This window comes from Lacisediminimonas sp. (assembly GCF_030645335.1).
Taxonomy (GTDB): Bacteria; Pseudomonadota; Gammaproteobacteria; order Burkholderiales; family Burkholderiaceae_D; genus Lacisediminimonas.
Genome location: NZ_JAUSNH010000038.1, coordinates 1 through 6,994 on the forward strand (window position 1 = coordinate 1; position 6,994 = coordinate 6,994).

A 6,994-nucleotide genomic window follows, 5' to 3' on the forward strand; every position below is an offset into this window, starting at 1 on the left:
AGCATTGCGATCCTCGGCGCGCTGAACCACCGCAGCGTCAGCGGCCGCGGCCAGTACATCGACATGGCCTTGCTGGATTCGATCGTCGCCATCGGTGGCAACCAGGTGACCGGCTACTTCGCCACAGGAAAGGTGCCGCACCGCTATGGCAACGGCCACGCCACCATGGTGCCGTATCAGTTATTCGATACGCTTGACGGCCAGATGGTGGTGGCCGTGGGCAATGATGGCCAATGGCGGCGCTATTGCGACGCGATCGGCCACAGCGAGCTGGGCAATGACCCGCAATGGAAGCGCGTGCAGGACCGCATTACCGGGCGCGAGCGGCTGATTCCGCAACTCGAAGCCATCATGAAAACCCGCTCCAGCGCAGAATGGACCGAACGCATGGAAGCCAATGATGTGCCCTGCGGCCCGATCAACAATTACCAGCAGGTATTCGAGGATGCACAGGTGCAGCACCGCGCACTGCGCATCGACCTGCCGCGCGCCGACGGCGGCACGGTGGGCACCATCGCCAGTCCGCTGCGCCTGAAGGGAACGCCGGTCAGCTACAGCCAAGCGCCGCCGCTGCTGGGCGAACATGCCGACCATGTGCTGGCGACGGTACTGGGCAAAAGCGATGAAGAGATTGCCGCGCTGCGCGCCAGTGGCGTGATCTGACTGGCGGGCAACACCCGGACCAGGCCATCGTGATGGCCGTGGTCCGCGCTGCGGCTGTTACCGTTGCTGCCGTCCCTGTCAGCGCAGGGTAGCTGCCTCGATCAGCGCAGACAGGGTCGGATAATCCGCGATCCGGCGCGATACGTCCCAGGCCTGTTGCGCCTTGTCTTTACCGATCACCTCGGCCGCCTGGTCGACGAATTTTGCCTTGAGCATGTCTTCCGGCAATGGCCGCTCCAGGCTGCCGATCGCATGCTCGACGAACAGATGCAGGGTGCGCCCGTCGCGGGTATGGATCGTCACATCGGACGAGGCTTCGTCGATACTGTCATCCACCGTCGCCTCTACCCGAGCGCGCAAGGCCGTGACTTCAGCCCGGTTGACCACTTCATCGGTGTATTCATGTTCGCCGGCACGGCCATACAACAAGCCGACCGCGCAGGAATGGAACACGCTGAACTTGCTCTCCAGCCCGTTGACCGGCGTCTTTTTACCGGTCAGCTCCAGCACCAGCGAGTGCACCCGCAGCGTCACTTTTTCTATGTCCTGCGCGCGCAGGCCATGCGCCTGGCGCAACTGCACGCAACCGTCGATGCTCGGATGGATCACGATGCCGCAGGCAAACGGCTTGTAAGTATTGAGCGCAACTTCCCATGACTGGCCCAGACCCTCGGTGACCTCGGCCCAATCGGTCTTGTCGGAAAAAACCTGCAGCAACCCGCGCGGCGCTTCCAGCGCGCGCTTGGAAGAGGTGAAGCCGTGGCGCGCCATCAAGGCCGACATCAGGCCGGCCTTGGCCGCGCCGCCCGGATGGAAGGGCTTGGTCATGGTGCCGAACTGTTCGCGCAGCCCGACCGGCTGCGACGCGGCAATGCCCAGTGCCATCCGGGTATGTTCCGCATCCAGCTTCAACAGCCGCGAACAGGCCGCTGCACTGCCCAGCATGCCGGTGGAACCGGTGATGTGCCAGCCACGGTCGTAGTGATCCGGGTAGACAGCATTGCCGACCCGGCACGACACTTCAATGCCGAGCACCAGCGCATCGATCAGCTCGCGTCCGGACGAGCCCAGGCGCTCGCCCAGCGCCAGCACCGCAGAAGCGACCGGGCCGGCCGGGTGGATGATGGTCTTCAGGTGCGTGTCGTCGAAGTCGAAGGTATGCGAACTGATGCCGTTCAGTAGTGCCGCGTTGGCAATATCGACCCGTTCGCTGCGCCCCAGTACGGCCGCCTGCGGCGCAGGTTCGAGCTCCTGCACCGCAGCCAGTGCCGCCACCATTGTCTCGTGCGTGGCCGGGCCGATTGCGCAGCCGGTCCAGTTGGCAAAGGTTCGATGCGCTTCATTGTCGACCTGGTCGCTCCATCCGCGCGAGGGATGGCTTGCCACGAAATCGGCCAGCATCTGGGTGATGGCGGGGGCGTTCTGGTCCGCCTGGACCGTGGTATTTCTTGCCATGGAATGTCAACCTCTTGTTGGTAATCGTGTTGGTAATCGTGTCGTTTGGTAGGGCGGGGCCGCGACGGATGCCGGCGTCATGGACTCATGAATCCAGCAGTTGCTGTAGCTTGCCGAAAATAAATTGGCGATCCGGCTCATGCGATTGCGGATTGCCGGCCCGGTGGCCCCATACCGAGGGGATCGGACAAACTTCGGCGCGCGCAATCTGGCTGGCTTCGTTGCGCACGTCTTCCACCTGAAAATAGAAATCCGTCTGTGACGGCATCAGCAAGGTGCGCGCGGAAATGCGCTGCAAGGCGGCGTCCAGGTCGCCGCCAAACATCGGGTCCGCACCGAGGTCGGCCGCCTGCACGGTGGCGATCATCGCCAGCAAGTCATTGCCATTGCGGCGGGTGAAGCGCGCTTCCCAGTGGCTGACCAGGAATTCTTCCAGCGTCTTCGCACCGAACTGCCGGTACAGGCCCTGCCGATAGAACGCTTGCGAGAATCCCCAGCCGGCATACACCCGTCCCATGGCTTTCAGGCCGCGTTCCGGATGGGCGCTGAACCAGCGTTCGCCAAAGGCCGGGTCGCCGGTCAGCGCCGCTTTCACGCCTTCGAAAACCACCCAGGTGTGGGCGGCCGTTTTTGCCGTGGCGCAGACTGCGCACAGCCGCTCCACCATGTCCGGATAAAGCGCGCCCCAGTGCAGCGCCTGCTGCCCGCCCATCGAATAGCCATACACCAGCGCCAGCTTGCGGATGCCGAACACTTCGCTCAGCAATCGATGCTGCACATGCACGTTGTCCGACAGCGAAATCAGCGGAAAGTGACTGGTTCCGTAAGGGGTGTGGGCGGTATTGCCCGGCGACGACGACAGGCCATTGCCGAACATATTGGGAATGATGATGAAGTAGCGCGAAGGGTCAAGCGGCGCACTCTCCTGCACCAGCCACTGCGTATCCAGGTGCTGGGCCCCGAACGAGGTCGGGTAAAGGATGGCATTGGACTTGTCGGCGTTGAGCACGCCGTAAGTCTTGTACGCCAACTTCAGCCCCTTGAATGTCTCGCCGCTTTGCAGCCGCACATCGCCGGCGTCAAAAATATCGTAATCGCTCATGCTGTTTCTGGTCTTTGTGGTTGGCTGTGCCTACACGCTCAGGTAACTGCGCCGCACCGATTCATCCTTGGCCAGTTCTTCCATCGTGCCCTGATAGCGGATCTGGCCTTTTTCGAGTACATAAACCCGGTCGCTGACGAGTTCTGCGAATTGTACGTTCTGCTCCGACAGCAGGATCGAGATGCCCTGCTTCTTGAGTTCGATGATCATGTTGGCCATCTGCTCCACGATCACCGGCGCCACCCCTTCCGAGGGTTCGTCCAGCAGCAGCAGCGACGGATTGCCCATCAGCGTGCGCGACACGGTCAGCATCTGCGGTTCGCCACCGCTCATGCTGCCGCCGGCACGGTGCGGCATTTCGCCCAGGTTGGGAAACAGCCTGAACAGTTTCTCGGGCGTCCACGCCGCCACGCCGGCACGCGCAGCCTGCTTGCCGACTTCCAGGTTTTCCATCACGCTCAGGTCGGTGAAGATGCGCCGGTCTTCCGGCACGAAGCCCAGCCCCAGGCGGGCGATCTCATACGGTTGCAGGCCATTGATCTGCTGCGCGCCAAACCGGATGCTGCCGCGCGTGCGTTGCAACAGCCCCATGACGGCCTTCATCGTGGTCGACTTGCCGGCGCCATTGCGCCCCATCAGGGCCACCACTTCGCCGCGGCCGATATTGAGCGACACATCGAACAGGATCTGCGCCCGTCCGTAGAAGGCGTTGACGCCAGCCAGTTCCAGCATCATCGAGTTTGCGCCTGTGCTCACGTCCATGCTCATGCCACCTCCTTGCGCAAGGAGAAAGTCTTGCCGGAACCGAAGTACACCTCCTGCACTTTCTCATTGTTGCGCACCGATTCGCCGTCGCCTTCGGCAATCACGCGGCCACGCGCCAGCACGATCATCCGGTCGGCATAGGAAAACACCACGTCCATGCTGTGCTCGGTAAACAGCACGCCGATATTGCGCTCCACCACCAGCTTCTTGGTCAGCGCCATCAACTCGTTGCGCTCATTGGGCGCCATGCCGGCAGTCGGCTCGTCCATCAGCAACAGGCGCGGCCGGTTGGCCAGTGCAATCGCCAGCTCCACCCGTTTCACATCGCCATAGGCCAGCACGCCGCAGGGGCGATCGGCCTGGGCGGACATGCCGACCTGGCCCAGCAAATCATGCGCCTCGTCCCGATAGAAGGAACTGGCGGCACGCCAGAAATGAAAGATCTTGCGCTCGCGGGAAATCAGCGCCATCTGCACGTTCTCGGCCACCGTCATCGAGCCGAAGGTGGCGGCGATCTGGAAAGTGCGGCCCACGCCCAGCCGCCAGATATCGCGCGGCGGCATGCCGACCAATTCCTGGCCGTCGAAGCTGATCGACCCACTGTCCGGCGGAAACTGTCCATTCACCATATTGAAGCAGGTCGACTTTCCCGCGCCATTGGGCCCGAGCAGCGCCAGCAACTGCCCGGCTGGCAGCTCGAAGGACACATCGTCGACCGCCTTCACGCCGCCGAAGGCCTTGGATAGATTACTCACGCGCAGCAAGCTCATGCGTGCTTCTCCCCTTTGCCCAGCAAGCGCTGCAGCGAACCGACGATACCGGCCGGGAACACCAGCACAATGACCAGGATCGCGCCGCCAAGCACCGCACGCCAGTACTCGACCTCTCGCGCCAGCGTATCTTGCAGCCACGTGAACAGTACGCTGCCCACCAGCGGCCCGGTCAGGGTCTGCACCCCGCCCAGCAACACCATGACCAGCCCGTCCACGGAGCGCGCGATGCCCATTGCCTCCGGCGAAATGCTGCCCTTGGAAAAGGCGAACAAGGCGCCCGCCAGACCGGCAAACGAGCCGGCCAGGATGAATGCGACCCACTGCACCCGCTTGACGTCGATGCCGATGGCGTCGCTGCGCAGGAAGGAATCGCGGGCGGCGCGCATGGCGTAGCCGAACGGTGAAAACAGGATGCGCCGGATCATCAGCACGCCGGCGCCGCACAGCAGCAGCACCAGATAGAAGAACAGGCGATTGTCAGCCAGCCACGGCGGCGGCCACATGCCGACAATGCCGTTGCTGCCGCCGGTTACGTTGTCCCACTGGTAGACCACCGACCAGACGATCTGGGAAAACGCCAGCGTCAGCATCGCAAAATAAATGCCGGAAAGCCGCACGCAGAACCAGCCAAACACGAATGCGCACACCGCCGCCAGCAAGGGCGCCAGCAACAGCGCCGGCAACATCGACAGCCCCAGTCCTTTCAGGAACAGCGCCGCGCCATAAGCCCCCAGGCCGAAATAGGCAGCGTGGCCGAATGAATGCAGGCCGCCCGGCCCCATGACGAAATGCAGGCTGGTGGCAAACAGCACCGCAATCAAAATATCGATCGACAGCACCACCGTGTACGGCGCGACCTTGCCCAATAGCGGCAACAGCAGCAAGGCGGCAAACACGCCGATCGCCACCATGCGGCCGCGTTGGCTGGCTTGCCGCAGCGGCGCCTCCAGCGTGCCCGACTGCCGGCTCGGCGCCTGCCTGCGGCCAAGCAGGCCCCAGGGGCGGAACACCAGCACGATCGCCATGATCAGGAATTCCGCCACCAGCGTCATCTTCGATACGGCAAACGAGATGCCGAAAATATTCACCGTGCCGATCGCTGCGCAAATCGCCTTGGTCTCGGCAATGATCAGCGCCGCCAGGTAAGCGCCCGGTATGCTGCCCATGCCGCCGACGACGACGATCACGAACGCATCGCTGATCGTCATCAGGTCCAGGTGCAGGTTGGCCGGCTCATTGGGAATCTGGATGGCGCCGCCCAGTCCGGCCAGGAACGCACCCAGTGCAAAAACAGACGTGAACAGCCAGGATTGATTGACGCCGAGCGCATTCACCATCTCGCGATCCTGGGTGGCGGCGCGGATCAGCGTGCCCCAGCGGGTGCGGGTGAGCAATAACCACAACAGGCCCAGCACGATCGGACCCACCGCAATCAACAGCAGGCTGTAAGTCGGGAAGCGCTGCCCGAAGATCTCGACCGCGCCCGACAGACCCGGCGCGCGCGGTCCCAGCAAATCTTCCGAGCCCCACAGGTACAGCGCCGCATCCTTGATCACCAGCACCAGCGCGAACGTCGCCAGCAACTGGAACAGTTCCGGCGCCTGATAGATACGGCGCAGCAGCAGTACCTCGATCAGCACGCCGATCACGGCAACCGCCAGCGCCGCCAGCATTACGCCGCCCCAGAAGCCGAGCGCCGTCACGCCAAAGAAATTGATCAGCGAGTAGGCGATATACAAGCCCAGCATGTACAGCGAGCCATGCGCAAAATTGACGATGCGCGTCACGCCGAAAATCAGCGACAGTCCGGCCGCCACCAGGAATAGCGAAGAGGCATTGGCCAATCCGTTGAGCAACTGTACTGCCAGGCCGGATAAATTCATGGAGTGTGGGTGCGGAACAATGAACGGTGACAGGTTAGCGCGCCGCAATGGACCAGGGCCACTGCGACAACAGTCAAATCCACACCGGACGTCGCCAACGACGCCCGGCGTGGCCGGCGGCCCTTAGTTGGAAGCTGGCCGCATCTGTTTTACTTCGGCATCGGTCGGCTGGTAGCTGGCCCCGTCCGCATACTTGTAGTTCACCATGACACCCTTTCCATCCTTGATGCCGAGTCGGCCGACATACGTGCCCAGCGTGGACTGGTGATCCTGCGCACGGTAGACGATCGGGCCAAACGGGGTGTTGACCGGCAAGCCCTTGAAGGCGGCTGCCAGCTTTTCGCTGTCGGTGG

The 6,994-nt window shown here is 62.9% G+C and carries 6 protein-coding genes and 1 pseudogene; 1 reads left to right on the forward strand and 6 read right to left on the reverse strand.

The genetic code is table 11. The features are described from left to right. On the forward strand, positions 1 to 663 hold a 663-nt coding region (locus Q7T64_RS02645; protein WP_304790720.1), incomplete at its 5' end, for a CaiB/BaiF CoA-transferase family protein. A gap of 78 nt (positions 664 to 741) precedes the next feature. Here Q7T64_RS02645 and Q7T64_RS02650 read toward each other — a convergent pair. The 6 genes and pseudogenes from Q7T64_RS02650 to Q7T64_RS02675 form a co-directional block, all read right to left on the reverse strand. Next, entirely contained in the window at positions 742 to 2,118 is a 1,377-nt protein-coding gene (locus Q7T64_RS02650; protein WP_304790723.1) for an MmgE/PrpD family protein, read from the reverse strand. A gap of 85 nt (positions 2,119 to 2,203) precedes the next feature. Beyond that, positions 2,204 to 3,220, reverse strand: a complete 1,017-nt coding sequence (locus tag Q7T64_RS02655; RefSeq protein ID WP_304790727.1) for an alpha/beta fold hydrolase — start codon at positions 3,218 to 3,220, stop codon at positions 2,204 to 2,206. 30 nt (positions 3,221 to 3,250) lie between these two features. Next, entirely contained in the window at positions 3,251 to 3,988 is a 738-nt protein-coding gene (locus Q7T64_RS02660) for an ABC transporter ATP-binding protein (RefSeq protein ID WP_304790729.1), read from the reverse strand. After that, on the reverse strand, positions 3,985 to 4,755 hold the full coding sequence (locus Q7T64_RS02665) for an ABC transporter ATP-binding protein (RefSeq protein ID WP_304790732.1): 771 nt from the start codon (positions 4,753 to 4,755) through the stop codon (positions 3,985 to 3,987). The genes Q7T64_RS02660 and Q7T64_RS02665 overlap by 4 nt, the downstream gene beginning before the upstream one ends. Further along, the gene (locus Q7T64_RS02670; protein WP_304790735.1) at positions 4,752 to 6,641 is read right to left on the reverse strand and encodes an ABC transporter permease; all 1,890 of its coding nucleotides are present in this window, start codon (positions 6,639 to 6,641) and stop codon (positions 4,752 to 4,754) included. The genes Q7T64_RS02665 and Q7T64_RS02670 overlap by 4 nt, the downstream gene beginning before the upstream one ends. Positions 6,642 to 6,764: 123 nt before the next feature. After that, positions 6,765 to 6,994, reverse strand: a pseudogene (locus tag Q7T64_RS02675) (ABC transporter substrate-binding protein); the annotation flags it as partial.

What these genes read in the sequence shown, in the direction of transcription:
- Q7T64_RS02650 (WP_304790723.1), bottom strand. Translation starts at nt 2,118, where the DNA reads ATGGCAAGAAATACCACGGTCCAGGCGGACCAGAACGCCCCCGCCATC.
- Q7T64_RS02655 (WP_304790727.1), bottom strand. Translation starts at nt 3,220, where the DNA reads ATGAGCGATTACGATATTTTTGACGCCGGCGATGTGCGGCTGCAAAGC.
- Q7T64_RS02660 (WP_304790729.1), bottom strand. Translation starts at nt 3,988, where the DNA reads ATGAGCATGGACGTGAGCACAGGCGCAAACTCGATGATGCTGGAACTG.
- Q7T64_RS02665 (WP_304790732.1), bottom strand. Translation starts at nt 4,755, where the DNA reads ATGAGCTTGCTGCGCGTGAGTAATCTATCCAAGGCCTTCGGCGGCGTG.
- Q7T64_RS02670 (WP_304790735.1), bottom strand. Translation starts at nt 6,641, where the DNA reads ATGAATTTATCCGGCCTGGCAGTACAGTTGCTCAACGGATTGGCCAAT.